Origin of the sequence: Halobacillus alkaliphilus, assembly GCF_900113125.1 — a bacterium.
Lineage (GTDB): Bacteria > Bacillota > Bacilli > Bacillales > Halobacillaceae > Halobacillus > Halobacillus alkaliphilus.
In genome coordinates this window covers 92,907-115,868 of record NZ_FOOG01000001.1, presented here as the reverse complement: position 1 = coordinate 115,868, position 22,962 = coordinate 92,907, and the positions used below count along the sequence as shown (strand labels likewise).

Below are 22,962 nucleotides of genomic sequence, written 5' to 3'. Positions count from 1 at the left end.
TCCACTTATTAAAGAGATAACTTGTGAAAAGTTATAAAACAGCAGCTAGAAAAAGGAAAAGAATCCCTATAACACTCGATATCATTAGATAATGAATTCTCCACCGTACACCGATCCCCATCCATAGGAGACAATGAATGCTCGCCATTCCATATATCCATTGAGAGTTGATTGAGAGGCTGGAAACCAGATTTAAGAAAAGCAGTAAGCCTACAAGCAAACCTGTAATCAACGGAAAATGATAAAGTCCAGGGTTGGCGCCTATTACCTGCCGGAGAGCTAGAAAAGCAGTGAGAACAAAAGTCGACAAAAGCCCTGTTTGCAATATGAGGTTCATTTCAGTAAAATAAATGACAAGAAATGAAAGGGGTAACAAAATAAGGGTTAAAGTTGAAAACATCAGCGTGAGTGAATTTCTTTTAGAGTTATTGAACTCTACATCTCTGTCGCTGCTGTCTTTTTGCCCCTGCGTGTAAAGAGCTAACAGAAAATCGCAATATTCTACTGGAAGTAGTCGATGTTCTTTCCAATAATGGATTTCATTAACAATAGTTTCTATACGATTTTCTTTCATACACAGTATCCCCCGCCAGTTAGAGAATTAAAAAACCCAGGTAACCATCTAAGCACTATGCAGCCGATGGATACCTGAGTCATAAAATCTTTTTATTCCATAAAGTCTTTCAGACGTTTACTACGACTTGGATGTCTCAACTTGCGAAGCGCTTTTGCTTCAATTTGACGGATTCTTTCCCGCGTTACACCAAACACTTTTCCTACTTCTTCAAGTGTACGCGTCCGTCCATCGTCTAACCCGAATCTTAAACGTAATACATTTTCTTCACGGTCTGTAAGTGTATCTAGAACGTCTTCCAATTGCTCTTTCAAGAGTTCATATGCCGCATGGTCGGAAGGGGATGTGGCTTCCTGATCTTCAATAAAATCACCAAGATGGGAGTCGTCTTCTTCCCCGATAGGAGTTTCAAGAGACACTGGTTCCTGAGCAATCTTCAGAATTTCCCGTACTTTGTCCGGCGTAAGTTCCATATCCTGAGCGATTTCCTCTGGAGTAGGCTCGCGTCCAAGGTCCTGTAAAAGCTGACGCTGTACTCTAATAAGTTTATTTATGGTCTCCACCATATGGACAGGAATACGAATGGTACGAGCCTGGTCCGCAATTGCACGCGTAATGGCCTGTCTGATCCACCAAGTAGCATACGTACTGAATTTATAACCTTTACGGTAATCAAATTTCTCTACAGCTTTGATGAGACCCATATTCCCTTCTTGAATTAAATCAAGAAAAAGCATGCCTCTGCCTACATATCTTTTAGCGATACTTACAACTAGACGCAAGTTAGCTTCAGCTAGATCTCTCTTAGCTTCTTCATCACCATTTTCGATTCTTTGAGCAAGACTAATTTCATCTTTAGCAGATAAGAGGTTTACACGTCCGATTTCTTTTAGATACATTCGAACTGGATCATTGATTTTAACACCTGGAGGTACGCTTAAGTCGTTAAGATCAAACTCCTCTTCTTTATCTAACTGTTTCATACTAGGGTCAGTCTCAGAATCACCAATAACTTCAACACCCTGTTCGTTCAAGTGCTCATAAAATTCGTCCATTTGATCAGAGTCTAATTCAAAGCTTGATAGCTTTTCAGCCACTTCCTCGTAAGCAAGTACTCCTCGCTTTTTCCCTATTTCCAACACCTGATCTTTTGCTTGTTCAAGTGTCATTTCATTTGTATTATTACTTTCCTTTTCTTTAGAACGTGATGGCTGCTGTTGCTTATTATCCGCCATAAGTCCCCCTCCTTCCAACATATCTATACCAACTATACCTAGGTGTTTTTTAATTCTTTTTTCCTCTCAATGATCTTCATAGCAATTTCAGCAGCTTTAATTGGTTCATTTTGCTGCTCCGCCCGCTTTAAATCATCTTCTAAGGTTTTAATATCCGTACGGTCACTTTGTTCAGCTTTAATCCGAAAAATGTAATCGTGGATTTCCTGATCAGACACTTCTTCACTAACCGGTGCCATAGCCAATTCAATTACTAGATTTTTCAAAGCAGGGTCATCAAGTTTTTCCACAAACTGACTCACATCTGACTGATTACCATCTTCATAGTAGGCATACAGATAGGTCACTATAACCTGATGGTCTGAAATATTAAATGCTCCTCCTAGTTCCTCTTGAACTTTCTCAGCTATGAAAGGATCTCTTAACATATAAGCGATCAGCTTTCTTTCCGCATTATGAAAAGCCGGCAGGAGTTTATTCTGAATGGAATACTGACTTTTACGGTTAGTATATCGGTTTTGGTCTCTGTTATCCTGTTTAAATGTGTTTTTACCTCTGATGTCGTGAACTTCTTCTTTAAGAGTATCCACAGACATCTGAAACTCTGAGGCCAGTTCATTTAAATAATGCTCTCTCTCTACTGCCCGGTCGAGGAGAGCTACCTCCTGTAGTACCTTTTCGATATAAGCAATTCGATCTCCTTCCAACTGGAGATTATAATCTCTTCGCAGATAACTCATGATAAAAGCTATGAACGTGTCACTCGTGTCCAAAACTTCTCTCTTAAAGCGGTCTCCACCATGCTTTTGGATAAAATCATCTGGGTCTAAACCATCTGGAACTCTGGCTACAAATGTTTGACACCCAGTGTTTTTCAGCAGTCGGCCAGCCTTCACAGCAGCTTCTACACCCGGCTGATCTCCGTCATAGCATATGATAACCTGATCCACATAACGTTTGAGAAGATTCGCCTGGGAACTAGAAATCGAGGTTCCCATCGTTCCTACTGCGTTGTGAACGCCTGCCTGGTCAGCAGAGATTACATCAACATATCCTTCAAATAAGATCACGGACTTCTGTTTACGAATTGCAGCTCTTGCCAGGTCAAAGTTGTAAAGCAGCCTGTTTTTCTGAAAGAGCTCCGTCTCCGGACTATTCAAATACTTAGGTTCTTGATGCCCCAGTGAACGACCGGCAAAAGCCACCGTTTTCCCTAAGTGGTTGCGCAGCGGGAAAATTAATCTCCCTCTAAAACGATCAGCATATTCTCCTTGATCATTAGCATTTAATAATCCTGCTTTCACCATTGTTTGTGGATGGAAACCTTTTTTCTCAAGGAAAGTGACCACAAACTCTTTGGAATTCGGTGAGTATCCAATTTGATATTTTTTAATCGTTTCTTCACTAAATCCCCGGTTGATTAAATATTGATAAGCATCCTGTCCTTCTTTAGAATTAAGAAGCATATGATGATACAACTTTGCAAGCCATTGATGGGCTTCTAAAATACTTTGGGATTCAGTACTTATTTGTGAAGAATCCTCTTGGGAAGCTTCCTCAGGTAAATCTATTTGTGCCTGGCCAGCCAGTTGTTTAATAGCCTGTATGAAGTTGAAGCCTTCCATTTCCATAAGGAAGGTATATACATTCCCTCCCTTTCCACATCCAAAGCAATGGAATATTTGCTTATCAGCAGAAACGGAAAAAGAAGGAGTGCTTTCTCCATGAAAAGGACACAAACCAAAATAATTTCTACCCTGTTTTTTTAATTCTACATAATCACCAATAATATCCACGATATCTGTGGATTGGCGGATTTCATCTACTTTTTCTTCTGGAATATGCCCAGCCATACGCATCACCATACTAAACAATTATTCGAGATAGACTATTGAATACCTTCCTGAGCAGCTAACAATTTTTCAAATACATGCTGAAAATACTCGCTATCTTCTTTTTTAAAAGCTGAAGGACCTTTCCACTTTTTATTTTTCTTCATGGTCTGTTGCCTCAAGTACTTGTTATTCATTATTTCATCTGCATCAGCATCTTTGATTAGTTTACCTCTTGGAGTAAGAACATAAACCCCTCTAGTTGTCAATAGTACAGCTAAAGACAAGTCCTGAGTTATTACGTAATCGGATACAGTGACATGATTAAGAATGTAAAGGTCTACTGCTTGAGACCCATGATCTAAAAAAACCCATCCTTGTTCTGCCTTCTCAGGGCTATAATGATTAACAGTAGCTATGAAAACGGGAGTAACTTCATATTTTCTGCACACATTATAAATTTCCTGTTGAACTGGACAACTGTCTGCATCTACCCATATTTTCGGAATTTGATTTGACTTTGACATAGTTACTGTACTTCTACAATAATACATAGAATCCTTCTAATTTTAGAATGTTTTATTTTTCTGAAAAGTGCACACTTTTCTCTTTTAGTAAAATCTATATACCAACTGATTACATGTATAGGATCATTTTTACCGCAAATAAACATTATAATACATTATATAGATTTACGCTATATACTATTTTACCTATTTTCATCCTTCCCAACAAAAGTCGCGCTTAATCACAGCGCGACCTTAAGTATTGGTACTATTCTTGGGAATCTTGCCGTAATTTATTCGTAATGACATTCGCCGTCTCTTCAACAGCTTTATTGGATACATCAATAACATGGCAACCGATCCGATCTACTACACGATTAAAATGTTCAATTTCTTGATGAATCCTATTCATATTTGCATAACTGGCTTGCGCTCCAAGCCCCAGGGATTTTAAGCGCTCTTTTCTAATGTCATTTAATTTTTCTGCGCTGATCTTTAATCCGATACATTTATCAGGGTCCACTCGGTATAGTTCAGCTGGTGGCTCAACTTCCGGCACAATGGGAACATTGGCTACCTTTAATCTTTTATGGGCCAAATATTGGGAGAGCGGAGTTTTAGAGGTTCTTGAGACACCAATCAAAACAATATCCGCTTTAGCGATTCCTCGAGGATCTCTTCCATCATCGTAGCGTACAGCAAACTCTATCGCTTCTACTCTCTTAAAGTAATCTTCATCCAATTTATGAACGAGACCAGGTTCAAGACGAGGTTCTAAATTAAAATGTCTTTCCATGGCTTCCATCATCGGACCCATAATATCCACACATTCAATATCATACTTTTTTGCTTCCTCAAGTAAATAGGTGCGGAATTCTGGTATGACAAATGTGAACCCTACCATCGCACCCTGTTCCTTAGCCTGAACCAGAGCCTCATTAATTGTGCCTTTATCCTCCACATATGGAATTCTCTGAAGATCAAAAGGCCCATCATCGAACTGACTAAGAGCTGCTTTCACAACAAGCTCTGCGGTTTCCCCAACCGAATCTGATAATACGTAAATCAATGGTTTCCCCATTTTCTCCCTCCTCGCTGTTCCTGCTCCTTTATAGATGCTGATCGCGTCCTAATTCAACCAAAGCTTTAGTAATGTTGGTTTTTGTCAATCTGCCTATTACTTCTAATCCATTCTCAGCAGGTTCAACAACTGGAAGACCATCAATTTGCTTTTCTATAAGCTTTTGAGCGGCATCCAGTAATAAATCCTCTGGTTTACAAATGGTGATATTCGGCATCCGTGTCATAATAATATGAACAGGTATCGAAGACAAATCCTGATTCCCAATACTTGCCCGTAAAAGATCTTTTCTGGAAAGCACACCTACCAAATGTCCATGCTCATTCGTTACAAATAATGTACCGACATCTTCCAAAAACATAGTACAAATGGCATCGTAAGCTGACACATCCTCTTCTACCACGATTGGTATAGATTGATACTCTTTGACTTTAAACTTTTTCAACTTTTCCGTTAACAATTCAGAACCCGTTTTTCCAGTAAAAAAATATCCAACACGGGGTCTTGCGTCCAGAAAACCTGCCATAGTTAGAATGGCAAGGTCAGGACGCAAAGTGGCCCTTGTAAGGCTTAAATGGTCTGCTATATTTTCTCCCGTTATAGGCCCATTGTCTTTTACTATTTGAATGATTTGTTCTTGTCGGTTAGAGAGTTCCAATCTTTCACCACCCTGCTCACTGTGACATACTATTCTATTTAATTATTATAGACCATATTAATAACCGGGTAAAAGAAGGGGGCTTAGAACTGCTGCTTCCATTCAATAGCATTTAAGTCTGCAAACTCTTTAATGTCTGCAGCAATCTGACTTAATAAACCTAATCGATTATTACGAACCTTCTCATCTTCTGCCATAACCATCGTTCCATCAAAGAAGTCATGGATAGGAGAAGCCAATTCAGAAAGTTTCTCTAAAGCCTGAGATGGACTGTCTTCCTGCATAGCTTGCACATACTCTGGGTGGACCAGTTTAAAGGCTTCATATAAACGAACTTCTGAATCATTTTCAAAATACTTCGGCTTTGCTTCCACGGCATCTGCTTTTTTCGCGAGGTTAAGCACTCTTCCTAATGCTTCATGTACATATTTGAAAGTAGGATCCTGACGCTTGTCTACAAGCAGCTTAGCTTTTTCAATGGTTGCCGCAAAGTTTTGTACGCCATTCGTAAGCGTTGCTTCAACAATATCAGGATCAATGCCCTTCTCTCTTAATAGATAAGCAGCTCTAAGTTTAAAGAACTCATGTAAATCCTGATGCACTTCTTCTTCTGTACGTGTTGGAAGATTTAATTCACGATAGAATTGATGGACAAGGTCTATTAATTTCTCTACAGGAATATTCCACTGCTGACTCTGCAGCGTCTGTAAAACCCCAAGTGCCTGTCTCCGTAACCCATAAGGGTCCTGAGAACCTGTTGGAATGATACCAATTGAGATGCTTCCTACAATCGTGTCAAGCTTATCCGCTATACTTACAATTGAACCGATTGTTGAAGAAGGAAGGGCGCCGTTAGCCTGCCTCGGCATATAATGTTCATTAATAGCTCGCGCTACAGCTTCTTCTTCTCCAAATAAACGAGCATACTTTTCTCCCATCACTCCCTGAAGCTCTGTAAACTCATCAACCATTTGAGTAACAAGGTCAAATTTGCATATCTCAGCAGCTCGTTCAGCTTGCTGTTTTTCTAAGTCATTCAAGTTAAGCCACTCACTGATTTTACCAGTTATTGCTCTAATACGCTTTACTTTATCCGCAAGGGTTCCAAGCTCAACTTGATATACCATTCTTGACAGCTTTTCCAGTTTTTGATCAATTGTACCTTTTTGATCTTCTTCATAAAAGAACTGGGCATCTTTTAAGCGCGCTTTCAAAACTTTTTCATTTCCACGGGAGACCGTATCTAAATGTTTGTCGTCACCATTTCGAACTCCTACAAAATAAGGAAGAAGAGCACCTTCTTGAGAACGAACAGGGAAATAACGCTGATGTTCTTTCATGGATGTAATTAAAGCTTCTTCTGGGAGCTCCAGGAATTCTTCATTATAAGCTCCAAAAAAGACCGTCGGATATTCGACCAGATGAGTGACTTCCGTTAATAGTTCCTCATCAATAATAAGTTTCCAGCCTTTATTTTCTTCAAGTGTTAATAGTTGTTCCCGTATGGCATTTTTTCTCTTCGTTACATTACTGATAACATATTCGTCGTTTAAAACTTCTTCATAAATTTCAGCTGAACGAAGAGATGCTTTATCACCCAAGAAACGATGGCCGTATGTAATCCGGTCAGTCGTTACATTTTCAATAGTAAAAGGAATAATTTCCTCACCGAACAGGGCGACCATCCATCGAATAGGTCGGGCGTACCTTAGATCGTAGCTTCCCCAGCGCATATTCTTGGAAAAGGTAATACTTAGAAACACAGAGCGAAAGTCTTGAAGTAATTCTTTCGTTTCCTCTCCTTGAATAAACTTCGACACATGGACATATTCAGTGCCTTTTACTTCTTTGAAGTATATATCTTCTACATCTTTCCCTTGTCCTTTAGAAAATCCAACAGCCGCTTTCGTCCATTCTCCATTTTCATCCAGAGCAATTTTCTTAGCAGGCCCTTTCGCTTCTTCTTCTATATCTGGTTGTTTTTCAGCTACATCACTAATCTGCACAGCCAGTCTTCTCGGAGTAGCAAATCCTTTCACTTCTCCGTAAGGAATTCTCTGTTCGCGGAACCACGTTTCTGTCTTTAGTTCTAATTGCTGCAGAGCGTCATCAATAAATCGGGCTGGAAGCTCTTCTACTCCAAGTTCAAATAAAACTGTTTTACTCATGGTTCTCAACCTCCTTCGCTAACATCGGGAATCCTAATCGTTCTCTTTCCTCAACATACGTTTTAGCAATCTTCCTGGCCAGGTTCCTCACACGAGATATATAACCTGTGCGCTCCGTGACGCTGATTACTCCTTTTGCATCTAGAAGATTGAAAGTATGAGAACATTTTAAGACGTAGTCATAAGCCGGGAATACTAATCCTTTTTCCATAATTCTTTCTGCTTCTTTTTCATAAGTTGAAAAAAGATTGAAAAGCATGGTCTCATCAGATTCCTCAAAAGTGTAGATAGAATGTTCATATTCAGGCTGCATAAAAATATCTCCAACTGTAACACCGCTGGTCCATTCCAGTTCAAATACATTTTCTTTGTCCTGAATATAAGACGCAAGACGTTCCAAACCATAAGTGATTTCAGCAGATACCGGCCGTGCTTCCAGTCCTCCAATTTGCTGGAAATAAGTGAACTGTGTAATTTCCATTCCGTCAAGCCATACTTCCCAGCCCAGTCCTGCTGCGCCAAGTGTAGGGTTTTCCCAGTTGTCCTCGACGAAGCGTATATCATGCTGACTCGGATCTATACCTAAAGCACGAAGAGAATCAAGATAAAGTTCCTGGATGTTATCCGGAGATGGTTTCATAATGACTTGAAACTGGTGGTGCTGGTATAACCGGTTCGGATTTTGACCGTAGCGCCCATCCGCAGGACGACGTGAAGGTTCCACATAAGCTACATTCCATGGTTCAGGACCCAGACTTCGCAAAAGTGTCATAGGAGACATAGTTCCTGCTCCTTTTTCCGTATCATAAGCTTGCATAAGCAAACAACCCTGATTTGACCAGTGGTTTTGCAGCGTAAGAATCATATCTTGTATATTCATTTTCTTCCTCCTCTTTCTAATAGAAAAAAGTACACAGCTTCTTTCAAACAAATAAAATCCCGTCCCTATGTCTGCATAAGACATAGGGACGGGATTTCCGCGGTTCCACCCTACTTGCTTTCCACTATGGAAAGCCGCTTTTAAAAATGATGCTCAGGACTGCCTTCACTGAACCATAACGCTTGTCTTCCACCGTCACAAGCTCGCTTGATAGTCTGGTTTTCAGCTACTACTTTCCTTCTTCACAACGTATTATTAAGTAGTTGAATCATACTGAATAAATAAACGAATGTCAATCGAGATCATGTAAACAAATCTAATTGTTTCAAGAACTTTTTCGATTTAATTAAATACCCACCGTACTGATCATAATATTCATCCATAATTAAACGCAATATCTTTTTGTTCTTCTCTTTCATGGAAATCTGCCCCAGCCGTTTAACATCCATATGTACAAAGATACGTAATAGTTTAGGCAAAGGATCCGGCAGTCCATAGGCGTTTGGATCTTTGTGCTTGCAACGGTAACAAAGGAGCCCCCCTTCACGAATGGAGAAGGAATAAGGTCCTTCTTGACTGCCGCAATTTATACAATGATCTACCACTGGAGAAAAACCAGCTTTTTTAAATAATTTAAGTTCATAAATCATCGATAATACTGCTGCATCTTTCCCCTCATTCATCCAGAGCAAGGTCTGAAGAAATTGCTCATACATAAATGGATCCGGCTGTTTTTCATCTATCAACTTGTCGACAAGTTCCGCCAGATAAGAGGCGTAAGCGGTTTTTACAATATCTTCGCGTATTGAGCGCAGGGAGGAGAGCATTTCTCCCTGACTCAAAGATCCCAGTCCCGATCCTATCTGAATTAAATACATCCCATGAATAAATGGCTGGGTTACAGAGGAGGTGCGGCTCTTAGGTTTTTTAGCCCCGCGGGCCATCACCCCTATTTTTCCCTTTTCACGTGTAAAAAGCGTAATAATCTTATGGGTCTCCCCGTAATCTCTCGTCCGGATAACAATGCCTTCGATCTTTTCTAACAAAGCACTCACCTGCTTTTAGTCTTACAAATTTAAGTCCTCTTGAGACTCCTGTTCGATAGAGGAAGCTTGATGTTCAGGAGATTGCTGATTTTGTTCCTTCATTTCCTTCATCAATAAATAAGTTTCAATGTTTCCTGTTTGTCTGAATACATTCCATGGAAGGTTTTCGAGCAAAAGAAACACCGCCTTTCTTATATTCACTGAGCATCGGAATTACATCATTAGCATGCTTCTTAAAGGTGAAATCATAAGACTTAATATTTTCCAACTCTTAATAATCTTCTTCGTTATATCCAAAATCACTAAGCTGTACTTGGCGGTTTCTCCAGTCTTTCTGAACTTTTACCCAAAGTTCTAAAAAGACTTTGCTGCCCAATAAAGATTCAATATCATGTCTGGCGCGTTTGCCTATTTCCTTGAGCATACTTCCCTGCTTACCTATAATAATCCCTTTTTGCGACTTTCTTTCTACTATTATCGCAGCCTGTATATAAACAGCATTCTTATTTTCTCTGGGCTCAATTCCTTCAATTACTACAGCTATAGAATGCGGGATTTCTTCATGAGTTAAGTGCAATACTTTCTCCCGGATAAATTCACTGATTACGAACCTTTCAGGATGATCTGTGATTTGATCTTCAGGATAAAATTGGGGCCCTTCGGGTAAATGACCTTTTAATACATTAAGCAAATGATTAACGTTATTACCTTCTAGCGCAGAAATAGGAATGATTTCTTCAAAATCCAGTTTTTCCTTGTACTGCTCAATAAGAGGCAGCAACTGATCTGGATGTACTTGATCTATTTTATTAATAATTAAAAATACAGGCTGATTTACACGCTGCAAACGATCAATAATAAATTGGTCACCACGGCCGTATCCTTCTTCGGCATTGATCATAAAAAGAATAGCATCCACTTCGTTTAATGTATTCTCCGCTACATTGACCATATAGTCTCCGAGCTTATGCTTAGGTTTATGAATACCTGGAGTATCGATAAAGACGATTTGAGACTCCTTATCTGTCATAACCCCTTGAATTTTATTCCTGGTTGTTTGTGGCTTGTCACTCATAATTGCGATTTTTTCTCCAATTACGCGGTTCATAAAAGTAGACTTACCTACATTAGGTCTACCCACAATCGTGACGAAGCCAGACTTGAAATCTTCATTCATAGTTGAGCCTCCAATGTTTCTTACGTCACTTCTTTATTTCTAAATTCACTATAAAAATTCCATTTATTTCTTCATGCATTAAAATAAGGTGATCAAGCGTGGGACAAAGATAAACGCCCCTACAATTAACGAAGCAATACTAGCTATTAATACAGCTCCTGCAGCAATATCCTTCACAAGACCTGCAAGCGGGTGGTATTGAGGTGCCAGGTAGTCCATCACCCGCTCGATACTTGAATTAATCATCTCCAGGGTAATGACAATGGCCATCACAATGATAAGCAGTGCCCACTCCACCGTAGATACTCTTAAACCTGCACCTGCTGCTATACATAGAACTCCGGCAATCAAATGAATGCGAAAGTTTCTTTCTGCACTCCAAACTTCCTTTATCCCATTCCATGCAAAACGAAAGCCGATGGACTTCTTTTTTTTATGCCCTTTCAAGTCCGAACTCATGAAGGATTTCCTCTTGTCTATTAAACATCGCTTTTTCCTCTTCTTCATTTTCATGATCATATCCTAATAAATGCAAAAAGCCGTGAAGGGCTAAGAAACCTAATTCTCTGTCTAGAGAATGACCGTAATCTTCAGCCTGTTCCTTCGCCTTATCTAAAGAAATCACAATATCGCCAAGCATGAGAGGAAGATCTTCGCTGAGAATTTTTGTTTCGCCTTCTCCTTCTTCCTGCATAGCAAAAGAAATTACGTCAGTAGGCTGATCTTTCTGACGATAATTTCGATTAATTTCTTGAATCTCGTTGTTATCAACAAAACTTATTGAAACTTCAGCGTCCGGTTGTACACCCTCTTTATCGCCTGCAAAACGAATGATGCGTTGAATTAAATCCACATAAGCTTCATCGACTGAATTGGTTTCATCTTGAAAATCGATTTGAATCATACTATTTCCTCCTCAAGCTGCAATTTTTACTAACCATGCTGTATTCAGGAATGTAATTTATACAATGGTTTATTATAGCTTCTTCGGTTATTTTCATCAAAGATAGCTAATGACTGTTGGATGTATTACCCACGTCCTAACTTTCCTAAACAACGTAGACATTTTGGATTTCTTTAATAATATAAGTTCTTATAGACCATGATACCTCCAAGAGAGAAGGAAAACAAATCCACCCAGCAAAAAATAAATTTAACGTAATCCAAGCTTTTCCTATGTAAATAACTCTAATCTTTCTCCATGAAACGAAATAAAATAAGGCCCGTATAAAGGGCCTTAGGAATTATCTTTCTCATAAGCGTCGATGATCCGCTGTACTAACGGATGTCTAACTACATCAGATTGATCTAAATGAATGAAGGCAGAGCCCTTTACTTTGCCGAGCTTTTCTTCTGCAACCTTCAAGCCTGACTTCACCCCTTTGGGGAGGTCAACTTGAGTAATATCACCTGTAATAATCATTTTGGAACCAAATCCAAGACGTGTCAGAAACATCTTCATCTGTTCTGGTGTGGTATTTTGAGCTTCATCCAAGATCGCAAAGGCATCATCCAGGGTACGCCCTCGCATGTAAGCAAGAGGAGCTATTTCAATCGTACCTCGATCAATGAGACGTGCGGTATGTTCCGTTCCAAATACATCATGAAGGGAGTCGTAAAGCGGTCGGAGGTAAGGATCCACCTTTTCCTTTAAGTCTCCAGGTAAAAATCCTAGACTTTCGCCAGCTTCAACTGCTGGTCGAGTTAAAATGATTCGTTTTACATCACCATTTTTCAAAGCATTTACTGCCATAACGACGGCCAGATAAGTTTTACCTGTCCCTGCTGGGCCAATACCGAAAACTAAATCATTGTTCTTAATAGCAGAGATGTAGTTTCTTTGTCCAAGTGTTTTTACACGAATTGATTTACCTTTACTGTTTCTTGTGATTTCATCTTCAAATAAAGCTTCGAATTGATTTATTTTACCTTTTTTAGCTAGTTCTACTGCATACACAATATCTCTTTCCGTAATGGTTAATCCTTTACGAATAATAGCAAGCACAGAATGAAGAATATCCTCCACTAATTGGACCTGCTCGGCTTGTCCGGACACTCGAACCGTTTCACCTCTTGAGATAATGGTTACTTTTAATTGTTCTTCGATCTGCTTTAAATTTCTATCTTCTGTCCCAAACAGGGCCAGCGCTTCCGTTGTATTATCTAATTGAATGTCCATTGTTTTTAAATCTTCCGGCATACTCAATCTCCTTGACTTATATACTTGGTCACTGCTATGTTTTCATGAACTTTGAATAATAGGATTAATTTTACTTTACCATTCTCCTCACGAAGGTGCAAAACTTTTTCTTTCATGATTTCAGCCTCTTTTCCAAGGTATTGATTCAAGCTTTCTCTTGCCGTTATAATTCCCAATTCTTGAATCTTATTTTTGGATTGTGCATATTTTTTTCCGTCTACTTCATAATGGTGAATGGCTTTTAGGTCAATCGGTGACTTCCACCCGAACCATTCCCAATTTGTCTCTTCGTTCTCACTTCTAAATTGTGAGCCCTCTCCCTCCCACCATCCCCATAGAGGAAGAGTTAAGGATCCAATTTTTAATTGGTATTCTCTTACTTCCAGTCCGTCAGTAAGCAAAAGTACTTGGTTCATAGGAAGGTTTTGATCGACTTTATACCACGTTTCAGCGATGACCTCCCCCTCCGTATGGACAAGTATATCTTTATCTTCTACCAATTGCCCTGTAGCCAGTTTTTGGCCTTTTTTAACTACATCATTCACCGTCACAAGTGGTCTTCCTTTTTCAATAAACGTTTTTACTATCATGCCCTTTTTTTCTGCCACCAAGTCAGAGGGACGAAGGTTCTTATTTGTGTCATGTCTGGTCTTTTCTACACCGTACAGCTGATAACTTGTCCCCTTCTTATTAACTCCTATCCATAAAAGCTCAGGAATATCATCAAGCAGCTTTCTTTGTATATCATTAGGGTCATCCATACCGATAGACATCTTGCCCGGGGAAACTCCGTAGGTTTTTAATTTTTTTTCGACGTTAGCTTCAAGCTCGGGAGTCAAGCCTTCTATTTTAATAGACCAAAGTGTATTAGCTAATAAAAAAACGACTATAACGGAAAGCATGAAAGCGGCCATTAAAGCTTTTCTCTGTGTGATTTTCCTGTAATAGAACGGAAGGCCTCTTCCTTCCAAGATCGAAAGCTTACAACGATACTTTCTCCGTAACTGTCTGAAAGTTTTCCATTCACTAAGTCTAATGGTCATTACTGCTTCATGTTCATTGACTCGCTTAATATTTGAAATTACACTTCCCCTTCGGACGCATGCCTGGAGGAATGGTTCAATCATTTTTCCTTGTACCTTAATTCTCATGCTGCCTTGAAAGAAGTCACGCTGCATTTTCATAGTCATCTACTCCCCCTTAAGCTTCAGGCAGGAATTCCACCGATTTTATTTCTCCCTCTAGCAATAGTTCTTCTTTCAGCATCATCTTTACTCCGAGATCTTTTCCAATTATCTTCACTTGGCCCCGCTTATATTGGATCCTTACTTCATTATCAGAAAAATGCAAAAGACCCGTGTGATTTTCTATGTACACATGAATCGACCCAATTGTCGTAATTCTGGGTAAATCAAGCATCACATCGGAAGGTAAATCGAAATAACGTCCGATCCACGTACGGATTTGCTTTTGCCATTTAGTCATTCGACTACCCCCTCTTTTTATTTATACGAAAAACGCACGAATTGTATCACTACAATTCGTGCGTTTCGTTTATCTTTTTCTTGGATGAGATTGATGAGGCTTATACGCTCGGGGCTGCCCGAGAATCTCTGCTGCAAGAACCCCTTCAGCTAATCGTTTCTTATCCCATTTATTTAATTTTTTAAGTTTAGGAAGATCAGGTACATGGTCTTCCTGGGGCACATAACGCTCCATTTGCCCTTCCTGGATCTTCCCAGTGGTATGAATGTCCTTGTTCGGTGTTTCGTACGTGAACGTTCTCTGAGGGTCTCGAGAAACTTTATCTTTTGAATACCCTTTGATTTTTTCCTGTTGTTCTTCATAATATTCCTGCAGATTTTTCTGACCCGCTTCCGTCCTTATAGGACCTCGATCCTCCGCTTCCTCAGAAGGTGCGCTTGGATACCTGGAGGGTTCCGGACGATTTTGTTTACGTTCATCTTCCTGATCATTTCCCATTCGGCTGAAAAAGCTAATGATACCACCTATAACAGCAGCTACGATGAGAAAATTACTGAATAATAGTTCAAAAAGTTCACCCATAATAATTCTCCTTTTCACTAATCAAGGGGATTAACTTTCTTCACCTTCGCCCTGCTCACCCTCAGACATTTTGCCAAGTGTATTTCTCATGTCGGTGTCAGCATTAATATTTTGGTAATTCATATAATCCATGACGCCCATTTTTCCTGAACGAAGAGCTTCTGCAAGAGCCTGTGGAACTTCAGCTTCAGCTTCCACCACTTTAGCCTGCATTTCCTGAACGCGGGCGCGCATTTCTTGTTCTTGAGCAATCGCCATAGCCCGGCGTTCTTCGGCTTTAGCCTGTGCAATATTTTTGTCAGCTTCTGCCTGGTCTGTCTGCAGGATCGCACCAATGTTCTTACCAATGTCAATATCCGCAATATCTATAGATAAGATTTCAAAAGCCGTCCCGGCATCTAAACCTTTTCCTAATACATTTTGTGAGATCATATCAGGGTTTTCCAACACTTTATTATGGCTTTTACTTGAACCAATTGTCGATACAATTCCTTCTCCTACACGGGCTATAACTGTATCTTCACCCGCACCACCGACTAAGCGGTCGATATTAGCACGTACGGTAATTCGTGCTTTAGCTTTCACTTCTATACCATCCATAGCAACCCCCGCAATAAACGGGGTTTCAATAACTTTTGGATTTACGCTCATTTGAACAGCTTCCAAGACATCACGGCCTGCGAGGTCAATCGCAGCGCAGCGCTCAAAACTCAATTCAATATTTGCACGCTGAGCAGCAATTAGCGCGTTAACCACCCGGTCGACATTACCACCGGCTAAATAGTGGCTTTCCAATTGGTTGGTATCTACATTTACACCGGCCTTATGAGCTTTAATCAATGGATTAATGACTCTGGAAGGCACAACCCTTCGTAACCGCATACCAACTAGAGTGAAAATACTGATCTTGACTCCAGCTGCTAAAGCGCTAATCCAAAGCATCACCGGGATAAAAGTAAATAATACAGCTAATACAATGATAATGACACCAATGACAATAATTGGCATAAGTTCTTGTAACGTCATTCTTTCTCCTCCTCTTTCTCTTTTGATGAAAGCTCACGTACTACTATACGGGAACCTTCTGTTTTCAACACTTTAACCGATTGTCCAGTGCCAACAAATCCTCCCTCAGTTACTACATCCAGGCGTTCACCATCGAAAACCGCAGTACCTGCAGGTCTGAGAGGAGTCATGGTTTCTCCAACCATTCCAATCAACTCTAAGCGACTGGTAGAGGATAAATATCCTTTCTCTGCAGAGGTAGAATCCTGAAGGATAATATGACGGAAAAAACCTCGCTCCAGCCCCATAGTTTTAAACAGTATGACGGAGACAATAATGGTCGCAATTAAGGCTATTCCTATACTCATAGCCATATGCCCCATATCTGCAGATGAAAGCATAAGAGAGGCTACAATGGAAACGACTCCCGCAATTCCAGCAATACCTCCTGGTAAAAAGATTTCCGCTATAACAAGGCCTATTCCAAGTATTAGCAAAATAATAGCTTCATATCCAGCAAGTCCTGCTACAATGTGTCCATAAAAGAATAAAACGAGTGAAAGCAGTCCCATTATTCCCGGTATTCCAAACCCCGGGGAATACAACTCCACAATCAGCCCGAGACTTGCCACGGAGAGCAAAATAGGAATGACGACCGGATCGGTTAAAAATCTGGCTAAATTCTCTGCCACGGTAGGATTATTTTCAGTTACTTTTGCTTCAGACAATCCTAACTCATTAAGTAATTCAACACGATCTTCTACAATACCTTCTGCATAGCCTACTTCTTCGGCTTCATTTGGTCCAAGTGTTAGAAATTCTCCTTCAGCGGCGTTATATTCGGGAAGGTCTATGCTACTATCAGCCATTGCACGGGCGTAAATAGGATCCCGTCCATTGGATTCAGCTGCAGCTACCATTGAGGATATCCAGGCAGACTGAGCTTTTTTATCAGCAGCTGTACCATCTGAGTTTATTACCCCTGAAGCACCCATAGTTGCTTGCGGTTTCATATAAATATTATCCGCATTGAGAGCTATATAAGACCCTGCTGAATATGCACGGCTAGTGACAAAAGCTGTATTCGGGATATCAAGGTCCTGAAAAATCTCACCTATATCCCCAGCAGCATCTACCCTGCCCCCAGGTGTATCTATTTCGAATATAATGTGATCGACACCATTTTCAGCAGCTTCTTCCGTGGTCCTTTTTAGAAAAGCAGCCATTCCCCGTTCAACTGTATCTTGTACAGGAATAATATAAACCTGCTCCCCTTCTCCCTGAGCGTGAACAGAAGAATAAAGGTGAAAGATGGACAAACCAGCAGCTAAAACTACCATGCAAAAGATTATGGATAAACGAAAAGTCTTTTTCATTAAACGATCACCTCCTTATGCTTATTAGCTTTCCCAAGGAATACTACATATACGAATAGAACATCCTCCAGGTTTCAAAAATTATAAAAAGACCTCTCTTTAAAAAGAGAGGTCTTTATATTTAAGATAATTGCTGAAGTACAAGCTTATTGACTTTGGAGCCATCGGCTTTACCTTTAACTTTAGGCATTACCGCACTCATGACTTTACCCATGTCACTTTTCGATGTAGCTCCTACCTCTTGAATTGTTTCTTGAACAACTTGATCAAGTTCTTCATCTGAGAGCTGTTTCGGCATATATACTTGTAAAATCTCAATTTCACGCTCGAGTCCTTCTACAAGATCTTCGCGTCCAGCTTCTTTAAATTCGTGGAGGGAATCTTTTCTCTGCTTAACCTCACGGGTTAATACAGTTAATTCTTCTTCTTCAGTTAATGAATCTTTCCCCAATTTAATCGCTTCATTTTGCAAAGAAGCTCTAGCCATACGGATCGTAGACAGTTTTTCTTTGTCACGAGCTTTCATAGCAGTTTTCATATCCTGGGTCAGATTTTCAGTTATAGTCATCGTTCCGCACCCTCTTTAGTTACTACTTACGCTTTCTAGCCGCCTCAGACTTTTTCTTACGGCGTACGCTAGGCTTATCGTAATATTCACGCTTACGATATTCAGCTAATGTACCACTTTTTGATACATCGCGCTTAAAGCGACGAAGAGCATCTTCAAGAGACTCGTTTTTACGAACGCGAGTTGTGTTTGACATGCAATTTCCCTCCCTCCGAAGCAAAAACCTGATTCTTTGTATAGGAACCTCCCATACCTTTGACAATTATATTATATGGTTTAAAAGCGGTCAACTTTTTTATTCAATACTTTTTGATAAATCACCTATTTTTCATGTGATGATTCAGTTTTAAATATGTGAATTTGCCTAGATAGAAAGGGATTTACAACCTTTCAAAATCTAGAAGTCTATCTTATAGAAAAATTTATCTTTATAAAGCCAGCCTTCAAATCGTATCTAGGTCAACACCCAAAGTTACCGGAATATTGAATTAAATCAGCCTCCTGTAAGGTAGAAAATCGATAGATAGGCGCTTTGCTTCTTTCACTTATCTATATGTATAACGTTCTCGGCCAATGACTAATCCATACGCGGGAGGTTGATAATTAAGCATCCCACTTTATATCTAATTGTAACAGATATGAAAAAAAGAAAGCCGCTAGCTTTTCAGCAGGACGGCTCTCTTACAATATTAATAATCTGACGTGCCCTGTTCGCCCTTAAGAATAGAAATTCCCGCACTGGCACCTATACGTGTAGCACCAGCTTCAATCATTTCATTCGCACCTTCATAATCGCGAACACCGCCGGAAGCTTTAACTCCCATTTCCGGGCCTACCGTTTTTCGCATAAGACTGATATCGGCAACAGTTGCCCCGCCACCAGAAAATCCGGTTGATGTTTTTACATAATCTGCTCCTGCTTCTTTAGCAAGGTGAGAAGCTTTTTCTTTTTCTTCTTCAGTTAATAGGGACGTTTCGATAATTACTTTTACGATTGCTTTTCCTGCTGCTTCACGGACAACAGCTTCTATGTCTGATTGCACGGCTTCAGCATTTCCTGACTTAAGCTCTCCGATGTTAATAACCATATCCACTTCTTCAGCACCTTTTTCGATCGCCTGACGGGTTTCAAAGGCTTTTGTTTCTTTAGTGGAAGCTCCTAATGGAAAGCCTATAACCGTACATACTTTTACATCCGTATCCTTTAACTTTTCATAGCAGTAGTCTACCCAGTAAGGATTTACACAAACTGAGGCAAAGTCGTACTCTGCAGCTTCTTCGCATATTTGATTAATCTTTTCCTTGGTTGTGTCTGGCTTTAATTGTGTATGGTCAATCATCTTTGCAAGATTTTGTCCCATGTATTTAATCTTCCCTTCTGATTTTGGAGTTGTTCGTACAAGTAATTTTAACATACCTATGCACATTAAGGAATCCACGCTTCTTCAGCTATTATTTCCTCAATTCCTCAAAATGATAAGAAAGAGTGGATAGGAAATATAAAGGTGCAGTTTCCATACGAAGAATTCTCGGACCAAGGCGCACCGTCAAAAAGCCTGCATTCACTAATTCACTAACCTCTTTTTCAGAAAAACCGCCCTCTGGTCCAAAAATGACCAGAACCCTGTGGTGTGGCTTAATCATTTCTAACATAGAGGCTAGCGGTCGAAATGATTTGCGGCGTGCTTCCTCTGCATGTGCCAGGATACACCAGTCATATTCATTAGTTAAATGAATGAGCTCTTGAAAGGATAATAGAGAATGAATCTCAGGAATACGAATTCTTTCCGATTGCTCACTAGCTTCTTTAGCAATCTTTTGCAGCCGCTGAATTTTCTTTGCTGTCTTTTTATCATCCCATTTAGCCACTGAACGCTCAGCCTGATAAGGAATAAATGAATAGGCTCCAAGTTCGGTTCCTTTTTGAACGACTTGCTCTAGCTTGTCCCCTTTACCGAGACTTTGGACGATACTTACCTGAACAGGAAGTTCTCGGTTTTCCTCTAACCATTCTTCTACACAGCATTCTACATGATTGGACGTCACTTCTAAAATTTTGCATATAGCCGGTCCAAGTTCCGGATGAATTCCGATCAGCTTGTCTCCTTTATCCATGCGCATGACTCGAGATATATGATGTACGTCTTCTCCTGTAATCCACAAGTGCTCGTTTTCCCAACTAGATCCTTCTACAAAATAACGCTGCATGCAAAATCACCTTGACTCTGGCTTTCTGGCAATAATACTGATCCAGTCTTCCATTTTATTTGTTTCCACAACTTCAAAACCGGAACTTTTCAGACGTTCCAGCACCATTTCCTTTTTACCAGATATAATTCCGCACGTAATGAAATATCCTCCAGGCTTAACGACTTTAAAAGCATCATCCGTAAATCGAACGATGATTTCAGCCAGTATATTAGAAACAATCAGATCCGCTTCTTGCTCAACTCCTTCAAGAAGATTATTAAGCTTAGCGGAAACTTGATTTTCAACCCCATTCAACTCGGCATTAATCATGGTACTCTTTACTGCAATATCATCTAGATCAAATGCATGAACTTGGCTTGCCCCTAATAAAACAGATGCCACACTTAATATTCCAGATCCTGTCCCTACATCCAATACTAAATCGTCTTTTTGTAAATACTGTTCCAAAGCCTGAATACTAAGAACAGTTGTCGGATGAGTACCTGTCCCGAAAGCCATACCGGGATCCATTTCGATGATTATTTCATCACTGGAAACAGGGGTATAATCTTCCCAAGTCGGCATAATGGTAATCCTTTCAGAGATTTTAACCGGCTTGTAATATTTTTTCCAGGCTGTCGCCCAGTCCTCTTCCTGAACCTCGCTAAGTGTTACTACATTTCTTCCTACATCTATCCCAAACTCGTGGAGGTTGTTTATAGATTGCTTAATTTCCTCGATCGTCTCTCCCAGAAAGCTATTCATAGGTAAATAAGCCTTAACATATACTCCTTCTTCCGGATAATCTTCAGGGTTCAATTCATAAATTTCTCCCAGGTCCGTCTGGCCTTTCATCATATCCTGCGGGTCTTCAATTACGACTCCGCTTGCTCCTGATTCGTGTAAAATATTAGATATTGGTTCAATCGCTTCGTTAGTTGTATGAATACAAAATTCAGACCATTTCATTGGACTCAACTCACTTTATAGTTTTTTATTGCCAGGCTACGAATACCTGAAGGCTGGATTTTTCTGCATCGGTTACGTTATTCACCATAATTGATGACAGCAAATCGAATTTTTCCTCATATAAAAAAAGAGTGCCTGAACGATTTACGGGACCTTACAGATTTAAAAACCCTGTGAACCGTTTCGTTCCAGACACTCTCCTTTTTATTCTATCAGTCACCTTTAAAGGCGCGCTTCATACGTTCAAAAAAGTTACCGTGCTGCTCTTCTGTAGCTTCGTTTCCGCTAATATCATTAAACTCACGCAGCAGTTCTTTTTGCCGTTCTGTAAGATTTTTCGGTGTAATAATTTTCATTTTTACGTGCTGGTCTCCTTGACCGCGCCCATGAACATTTGGAGCACCTTTTTCTTTCAAACGGAATGTTTTACCAGTTTGAGTACCTGCTGGAATCTTAAGCATGACTTTTCCGTGCACAGTTGGCACCTCAATCTCATCCCCGAGTGCCGCTTGAGCGAAAGTCAGCGGAATCTCACAAAAGATGTGGTCTCCATCGCGCTGGAAGAACTCATGAGGCTGAACGCGGATTACTACAAACAGATCGCCTGCAGGTCCCCCATTTACTCCTGCCTCACCTTTTCCTTGGACACGAATTTGATGACCTTCATCAATACCTGCCGGGATATCAATATGAATTTTATTACGTTTTGTTACCCGGCCATCGCCGCCGCAAGTTTGACATTTATCTTTAATAATTTTACCGCTTCCCTGACAGTAATGGCATACTCTGCGGTTAACTACGCGGCCAAACGGCGTGTTCTGCTCCTGGTTGATTTGCCCACTGCCTTCACAGTGTGGACACGTGTCTGGCGTAGTACCTGGTTTAGCACCAGAACCATCACAAGTATCGCAGGCTTCTTCAACCGGGATTTCAACATCTGTGCTCTTACCAAATATGGCTTCTTCGAATTGTAAAGTCATGGTGTATTGCAAATCAGCGCCCTTACGTGGAGCGTTTGGGTCACGCTGACGACCACCACCACCAAAGAACATATCGAAAATATCTCCAAAGCCGCCAAAGTCTTGACCGCCTCCGAAACCACCAAATCCTTGATTAGGATCCTGATGACCAAACTGGTCGTACTGAGCACGTTTTTGCTGGTCACTTAACGTTTCGTAAGCTTCTTTCGCTTCCTTAAATTTCTCGGAAGCATTTTCCTCTTCACTAACATCAGGATGGTACTTTCTTGCTAGTTTTCGGTACGCTTTTTTAATTTCGTCTTTAGAGGCATCCTGGGATACACCCAGCACCTCATAATAATCGCGTTTACTCACTTGTCGATCACTCTCCCGGACACTATTACATAACGTTTATATTAACATTGACTGGTTTGTTGAAGCAAATAGGATGGAGTTCATCCTTACGTGAAA

The 22,962-nt window shown here is 40.2% G+C and carries 25 protein-coding genes; all 25 read right to left on the bottom strand.

Annotated features, from left to right (window positions below; all coding sequences use genetic code 11):
• Positions 1 to 31 precede the first annotated feature (31 nt).
• The 25 genes from BMZ06_RS00620 to dnaJ all read right to left on the bottom strand — a co-directional run bounded on the left by BMZ06_RS00620 (position 32) and on the right by dnaJ (position 22,866).
• The gene (locus BMZ06_RS00620) at positions 32 to 574 is read right to left on the bottom strand and encodes a hypothetical protein (protein ID WP_089749118.1); all 543 of its coding nucleotides are present in this window, start codon (positions 572 to 574) and stop codon (positions 32 to 34) included.
• Between the two features lie 92 nt (positions 575 to 666).
• Positions 667 to 1,809, bottom strand: coding sequence for an RNA polymerase sigma factor RpoD (rpoD, locus tag BMZ06_RS00615; RefSeq protein ID WP_089749116.1), 1,143 nt, complete (start codon positions 1,807 to 1,809; stop codon positions 667 to 669).
• 38 nt (positions 1,810 to 1,847) lie between these two features.
• On the bottom strand, positions 1,848 to 3,662 hold the full coding sequence (gene dnaG, locus BMZ06_RS00610; RefSeq protein WP_089749430.1) for a DNA primase: 1,815 nt from the start codon (positions 3,660 to 3,662) through the stop codon (positions 1,848 to 1,850).
• A gap of 35 nt (positions 3,663 to 3,697) precedes the next feature.
• Positions 3,698 to 4,168 carry a YaiI/YqxD family protein gene (locus tag BMZ06_RS00605; protein ID WP_245755916.1) on the bottom strand — a complete coding sequence of 157 codons (471 nt, stop codon included), beginning with the start codon at positions 4,166 to 4,168 and terminating at the stop codon, positions 3,698 to 3,700.
• 247 nt (positions 4,169 to 4,415) lie between these two features.
• A complete protein-coding gene (locus BMZ06_RS00600) occupies positions 4,416 to 5,228 on the bottom strand; it encodes a pyruvate, water dikinase regulatory protein (protein ID WP_089749110.1) in 813 nt (270 codons plus the stop codon).
• Between the two features lie 28 nt (positions 5,229 to 5,256).
• Positions 5,257 to 5,886 carry a transcriptional regulator CcpN gene (gene ccpN / locus BMZ06_RS00595; protein ID WP_089749109.1) on the bottom strand — a complete coding sequence of 210 codons (630 nt, stop codon included), beginning with the start codon at positions 5,884 to 5,886 and terminating at the stop codon, positions 5,257 to 5,259.
• A gap of 83 nt (positions 5,887 to 5,969) precedes the next feature.
• Positions 5,970 to 8,054: a glycine--tRNA ligase subunit beta gene (gene glyS / locus BMZ06_RS00590; RefSeq protein ID WP_089749107.1), complete on the bottom strand. Its 2,085-nt coding sequence runs from the start codon at positions 8,052 to 8,054 to the stop codon at positions 5,970 to 5,972.
• Entirely contained in the window at positions 8,047 to 8,934 is an 888-nt protein-coding gene (gene glyQ / locus BMZ06_RS00585; RefSeq protein ID WP_089749105.1) for a glycine--tRNA ligase subunit alpha, read from the bottom strand. The genes glyS and glyQ overlap by 8 nt, the downstream gene beginning before the upstream one ends.
• 302 nt (positions 8,935 to 9,236) lie before the next feature.
• Positions 9,237 to 9,980 (bottom strand): DNA repair protein RecO, encoded by a 744-nt coding sequence (recO, locus tag BMZ06_RS00580; protein WP_089749103.1) that lies wholly within the window; start codon positions 9,978 to 9,980, stop codon positions 9,237 to 9,239.
• Between the two features lie 21 nt (positions 9,981 to 10,001).
• Positions 10,002 to 10,163, bottom strand: coding sequence for a YqzL family protein (locus BMZ06_RS00575; protein WP_425431742.1), 162 nt, complete (start codon positions 10,161 to 10,163; stop codon positions 10,002 to 10,004).
• Positions 10,164 to 10,251: 88 nt separating this feature from the next.
• Positions 10,252 to 11,157: a GTPase Era gene (gene era, locus BMZ06_RS00570; protein ID WP_089749099.1), complete on the bottom strand. Its 906-nt coding sequence runs from the start codon at positions 11,155 to 11,157 to the stop codon at positions 10,252 to 10,254.
• A gap of 78 nt (positions 11,158 to 11,235) precedes the next feature.
• Positions 11,236 to 11,616, bottom strand: a complete 381-nt coding sequence (locus tag BMZ06_RS00565; RefSeq protein WP_089749097.1) for a diacylglycerol kinase family protein — start codon at positions 11,614 to 11,616, stop codon at positions 11,236 to 11,238.
• Positions 11,591 to 12,058: an rRNA maturation RNase YbeY gene (ybeY, locus tag BMZ06_RS00560; protein WP_089749427.1), complete on the bottom strand. Its 468-nt coding sequence runs from the start codon at positions 12,056 to 12,058 to the stop codon at positions 11,591 to 11,593. Before ybeY ends, BMZ06_RS00565 begins: the two co-directional genes overlap by 26 nt.
• Positions 12,059 to 12,394: 336 nt before the next feature.
• On the bottom strand, positions 12,395 to 13,357 hold the full coding sequence (locus tag BMZ06_RS00555) for a PhoH family protein (RefSeq protein WP_089749095.1): 963 nt from the start codon (positions 13,355 to 13,357) through the stop codon (positions 12,395 to 12,397).
• A 2-nt stretch (positions 13,358 to 13,359) separates the two neighbouring features.
• Positions 13,360 to 14,547 carry a sporulation protein YqfD gene (yqfD, locus tag BMZ06_RS00550; protein WP_089749093.1) on the bottom strand — a complete coding sequence of 396 codons (1,188 nt, stop codon included), beginning with the start codon at positions 14,545 to 14,547 and terminating at the stop codon, positions 13,360 to 13,362.
• Positions 14,548 to 14,557: 10 nt separating this feature from the next.
• Positions 14,558 to 14,842: a sporulation protein YqfC gene (yqfC, locus tag BMZ06_RS00545; protein ID WP_089749091.1), complete on the bottom strand. Its 285-nt coding sequence runs from the start codon at positions 14,840 to 14,842 to the stop codon at positions 14,558 to 14,560.
• A gap of 69 nt (positions 14,843 to 14,911) precedes the next feature.
• The gene (locus BMZ06_RS00540) at positions 14,912 to 15,424 is read right to left on the bottom strand and encodes a hypothetical protein (RefSeq protein WP_089749089.1); all 513 of its coding nucleotides are present in this window, start codon (positions 15,422 to 15,424) and stop codon (positions 14,912 to 14,914) included.
• A 30-nt stretch (positions 15,425 to 15,454) separates the two neighbouring features.
• The gene (gene floA / locus BMZ06_RS00535) at positions 15,455 to 16,450 is read right to left on the bottom strand and encodes a flotillin-like protein FloA (protein ID WP_089749087.1); all 996 of its coding nucleotides are present in this window, start codon (positions 16,448 to 16,450) and stop codon (positions 15,455 to 15,457) included.
• On the bottom strand, positions 16,447 to 17,805 hold the full coding sequence (locus BMZ06_RS00530; protein ID WP_089749085.1) for an NfeD family protein: 1,359 nt from the start codon (positions 17,803 to 17,805) through the stop codon (positions 16,447 to 16,449). Before BMZ06_RS00530 ends, floA begins: the two co-directional genes overlap by 4 nt.
• Before the next feature lie 121 nt (positions 17,806 to 17,926).
• The gene (locus BMZ06_RS00525) at positions 17,927 to 18,373 is read right to left on the bottom strand and encodes a GatB/YqeY domain-containing protein (protein ID WP_089749083.1); all 447 of its coding nucleotides are present in this window, start codon (positions 18,371 to 18,373) and stop codon (positions 17,927 to 17,929) included.
• Positions 18,374 to 18,395: 22 nt separating this feature from the next.
• Entirely contained in the window at positions 18,396 to 18,569 is a 174-nt protein-coding gene (rpsU, locus tag BMZ06_RS00520) for a 30S ribosomal protein S21 (RefSeq protein ID WP_089749081.1), read from the bottom strand.
• A 493-nt stretch (positions 18,570 to 19,062) separates the two neighbouring features.
• Entirely contained in the window at positions 19,063 to 19,734 is a 672-nt protein-coding gene (gene deoC / locus BMZ06_RS00515; RefSeq protein WP_089749078.1) for a deoxyribose-phosphate aldolase, read from the bottom strand.
• 91 nt (positions 19,735 to 19,825) lie between these two features.
• Positions 19,826 to 20,581, bottom strand: a complete 756-nt coding sequence (locus BMZ06_RS00510) for a 16S rRNA (uracil(1498)-N(3))-methyltransferase (RefSeq protein ID WP_089749075.1) — start codon at positions 20,579 to 20,581, stop codon at positions 19,826 to 19,828.
• 6 nt (positions 20,582 to 20,587) lie between these two features.
• Positions 20,588 to 21,532 (bottom strand): 50S ribosomal protein L11 methyltransferase, encoded by a 945-nt coding sequence (prmA, locus tag BMZ06_RS00505; protein WP_089749073.1) that lies wholly within the window; start codon positions 21,530 to 21,532, stop codon positions 20,588 to 20,590.
• Positions 21,533 to 21,744: 212 nt separating this feature from the next.
• A complete protein-coding gene (gene dnaJ, locus BMZ06_RS00500; RefSeq protein ID WP_089749071.1) occupies positions 21,745 to 22,866 on the bottom strand; it encodes a molecular chaperone DnaJ in 1,122 nt (373 codons plus the stop codon).
• Between the last annotated feature and the right edge of the window lie 96 nt (positions 22,867 to 22,962).

Coding starts and splice junctions, on each gene's coding strand:
- BMZ06_RS00620 (WP_089749118.1), bottom strand. CDS start 574: ATGAAAGAAAATCGTATAGAAACTATTGTTAATGAAATCCATTATTGG.
- rpoD (WP_089749116.1), bottom strand. CDS start 1,809: ATGGCGGATAATAAGCAACAGCAGCCATCACGTTCTAAAGAAAAGGAA.
- dnaG (WP_089749430.1), bottom strand. CDS start 3,662: ATGGCTGGGCATATTCCAGAAGAAAAAGTAGATGAAATCCGCCAATCC.
- BMZ06_RS00605 (WP_245755916.1), bottom strand. CDS start 4,168: ATGTCAAAGTCAAATCAAATTCCGAAAATATGGGTAGATGCAGACAGT.
- BMZ06_RS00600 (WP_089749110.1), bottom strand. CDS start 5,228: ATGGGGAAACCATTGATTTACGTATTATCAGATTCGGTTGGGGAAACC.
- glyS (WP_089749107.1), bottom strand. CDS start 8,054: ATGAGTAAAACAGTTTTATTTGAACTTGGAGTAGAAGAGCTTCCAGCC.
- glyQ (WP_089749105.1), bottom strand. CDS start 8,934: ATGAATATACAAGATATGATTCTTACGCTGCAAAACCACTGGTCAAAT.
- era (WP_089749099.1), bottom strand. CDS start 11,157: ATGAATGAAGATTTCAAGTCTGGCTTCGTCACGATTGTGGGTAGACCT.
- BMZ06_RS00565 (WP_089749097.1), bottom strand. CDS start 11,616: ATGAGTTCGGACTTGAAAGGGCATAAAAAAAAGAAGTCCATCGGCTTT.
- BMZ06_RS00555 (WP_089749095.1), bottom strand. CDS start 13,357: ATGCCGGAAGATTTAAAAACAATGGACATTCAATTAGATAATACAACG.
- yqfD (WP_089749093.1), bottom strand. CDS start 14,547: ATGACTATGAAAATGCAGCGTGACTTCTTTCAAGGCAGCATGAGAATT.
- yqfC (WP_089749091.1), bottom strand. CDS start 14,842: ATGACTAAATGGCAAAAGCAAATCCGTACGTGGATCGGACGTTATTTC.
- BMZ06_RS00540 (WP_089749089.1), bottom strand. CDS start 15,424: ATGGGTGAACTTTTTGAACTATTATTCAGTAATTTTCTCATCGTAGCT.
- floA (WP_089749087.1), bottom strand. CDS start 16,450: ATGACGTTACAAGAACTTATGCCAATTATTGTCATTGGTGTCATTATC.
- BMZ06_RS00530 (WP_089749085.1), bottom strand. CDS start 17,805: ATGAAAAAGACTTTTCGTTTATCCATAATCTTTTGCATGGTAGTTTTA.
- BMZ06_RS00525 (WP_089749083.1), bottom strand. CDS start 18,373: ATGACTATAACTGAAAATCTGACCCAGGATATGAAAACTGCTATGAAA.
- rpsU (WP_089749081.1), bottom strand. CDS start 18,569: ATGTCAAACACAACTCGCGTTCGTAAAAACGAGTCTCTTGAAGATGCT.
- deoC (WP_089749078.1), bottom strand. CDS start 19,734: ATGGGACAAAATCTTGCAAAGATGATTGACCATACACAATTAAAGCCA.
- BMZ06_RS00510 (WP_089749075.1), bottom strand. CDS start 20,581: ATGCAGCGTTATTTTGTAGAAGGATCTAGTTGGGAAAACGAGCACTTG.
- prmA (WP_089749073.1), bottom strand. CDS start 21,532: ATGAAATGGTCTGAATTTTGTATTCATACAACTAACGAAGCGATTGAA.